Source organism: Rhodovulum sp., assembly GCF_011048875.1.
Taxonomy (GTDB): Bacteria; Pseudomonadota; Alphaproteobacteria; order Rhodobacterales; family Rhodobacteraceae; genus Rhodovulum; species Rhodovulum tesquicola.
Window position 1 is genome coordinate 1 of record NZ_DSDD01000177.1, and the last position, 1935, is coordinate 1935.

A 1935-nucleotide genomic window follows, 5' to 3' on the forward strand; every position below is an offset into this window, starting at 1 on the left:
CGCGACCCGGGCGACGAGGGCGATCCGTTCCTCGCCGACGCGAACAACCGCGCGGCGATGAAACGCATGCTGATGGGCGGCCGGATCGACCCGGTCGCCGCGCGCAGCATCGTCGCGGGCGGCGCGACGGTCGTGGTGCGGATCTGGGGGCAGGGCGGCCGTGGCGATTACGTCACGGTCAATGTCTGGCGCTGAGCGCCGCGACCAGCGCCGCCGCCTCGCGCAGCAACAGCCAGGCATGGCGATGCGGCCGCCCGATCCCGTGGCGCGGCACGGCCCCGGCCACCCGCAGCCCCGCGCGCGCCGCCAGCAGCCGCGCCCGCGGCAGGTGGTAGTAATCCGTCACCAGCGTCACCTGCGCGATGCCCCGCGCGGCCAGGATCGGGGCCGAAAGCGCGATGTTCTGCGCGGTGTTGTGCGCCGCGCATTCCAGCAGCAGGCGGTCTTCGGGCACGCCCTCGGCCCGGCAGATCGCCCCGATCGCCTCGGCCTCGCCATGCGCGCCGCTGGCCAGCACCACCGCGCCGGGCGCCGCGCGCCACAGCGCCGCGCCATGCCGGGCCCGCCGCACCAGCGCCGCGCCGGGCGTGCCGTCGGGCCGCATCGCCGCGCCCAGGATCAGGATCGCATGTCGCACAGTCCAAGCGTGGCGCGGCCCCGCGGCCGGGTCAACCGGCCTGCCTGCTGGATCATGCTCCAGCACTCGAACACCGCGTCGATGGCCACCCGCGACCCGCTGAGCGAGAACCGCGCAAAGGGCGGCGACAGGCCCTGTTCATAGACTGCGACCGCGTTGCCCGCCTGCAATTCCCGCAGGAAGCGCCGCGTCGTGACATCCTCGCCGGTATGGGTGTTGCGCACATAGGACACATGCCACGCGCCCTGGCGCAGCAGGACCTGTTCGGCGAATTGCGCCGCGGCGGGCGTGGCCGCAAGACAGGTGGCCACGATTGCGGCACTCAAGAGGAAAGACATCTTGCACCCCTCTGCGGATCAACCGGCATTCCCCGGGGGCGCAGGCGCACCCGCGAGGATGGACCAGAATCCGGCATCGCGGCATTGACCAAGGTCGATCGCGACCACGCGGGCGCGCGCCCTCAGGTCGGCTGGGCGCCGACCACCTGCGCGCATTCCTCGACGAGATAGGCGAAATAATCCTTCTCGAAATGCGGCGCGCTCATCAGCAGGGCCACCATGAATTTCAGCTTGGTCGACGCGTCCCGCGCATGGATCGGCCGGGTTTCCAGGATCGTGCGCTCCAGATCCTGCATCTGGTATTTCAGCAGCATGATCCGGCTTTCGATCGCGTCCAGTTCCTGCAGCTCGGCGTCCGACCCGTTCAGCACGACGTTCTTGCCGCGCAGCGGCAGGTCGGGTCCGATGACGCTGCGGGCCAGCGTGCCGCGGCGGACGATCCGCGCCGGGGACAGCGGCGCCGCGCCGGACGGGGCGGCCTCCGCGACGCCAGCGGACCGGCCGGGGGCATCCCGCAGGGCCGGGGCGGCGGCGCTGCGGCGCGCGATCTTCCGGCCCAGCGCGGCCTGTTCGTCCAGCGCCTCGGCGCAGAGCTGTTCGAAATACTCGTAATCGAGGATCAGGGCCTGAAGGCCCCGGCTCCGCTCGCCGGGCAACGCGGCGCCCGGCAAGGGGCGTGCCCGGTCGACCGGACCGACGTTCTGCAAAGACATGCCCTACCCCTCGTCCCGTTTGTGATGCGTGGCGGCCCGGCAATTGCGGCCGCCCATGGATGAGCCGATTTCCGCCTATATGATCGCGCATGAGGCGACTCAACCTGTCTTTTTCGGCACTTCTGGTTGTTAATCATTATGAATTCCAATGATTTGAACGCTGTCAATCAACAATGCAGGAATCTTCCCCCTGTCCGGAAGAGGCACTTGCTGTCCGTCTGTGACCGGAAAGGCACAATTCGCGCCC

General features: G+C 69.8%; 3 protein-coding genes and 1 pseudogene. 1 reads left to right on the forward strand and 3 read right to left on the reverse strand.

Going from position 1 to position 1935, the window contains the following annotated elements:
- Nucleotides 1–195: pseudogene (locus tag ENN83_RS06140) on the forward strand (hypothetical protein); the annotation flags it as partial.
- Here ENN83_RS06140 and ENN83_RS06145 read toward each other — a convergent pair.
- The 3 genes from ENN83_RS06145 to ENN83_RS06155 form a co-directional block, all read right to left on the reverse strand.
- Nucleotides 179–637 (reverse strand): YdcF family protein, encoded by a 459-nt coding sequence (locus ENN83_RS06145; RefSeq protein ID WP_287185247.1) that lies wholly within the window; start codon nt 635–637, stop codon nt 179–181. The pseudogene ENN83_RS06140 and the gene ENN83_RS06145 sit on opposite strands and share 17 nt — an antisense overlap.
- Nucleotides 619–975 (reverse strand): hypothetical protein, encoded by a 357-nt coding sequence (locus ENN83_RS06150; protein ID WP_287185249.1) that lies wholly within the window; start codon nt 973–975, stop codon nt 619–621. Before ENN83_RS06150 ends, ENN83_RS06145 begins: the two co-directional genes overlap by 19 nt.
- 122 nt (nt 976–1097) lie before the next feature.
- Complete coding sequence (locus ENN83_RS06155; protein WP_287185251.1) at nt 1098–1688, reverse strand: hypothetical protein; 591 nt, start codon at nt 1686–1688, stop codon at nt 1098–1100.
- Nucleotides 1689–1935 lie beyond the last annotated feature (247 nt).

Bases quoted from the DNA above. Each gene is read 5' to 3' on its own strand.
- ENN83_RS06150 (WP_287185249.1), bottom strand. From the start codon at position 975: ATGTCTTTCCTCTTGAGTGCCGCAATCGTGGCCACCTGTCTTGCGGCC.
- ENN83_RS06155 (WP_287185251.1), bottom strand. From the start codon at position 1,688: ATGTCTTTGCAGAACGTCGGTCCGGTCGACCGGGCACGCCCCTTGCCG.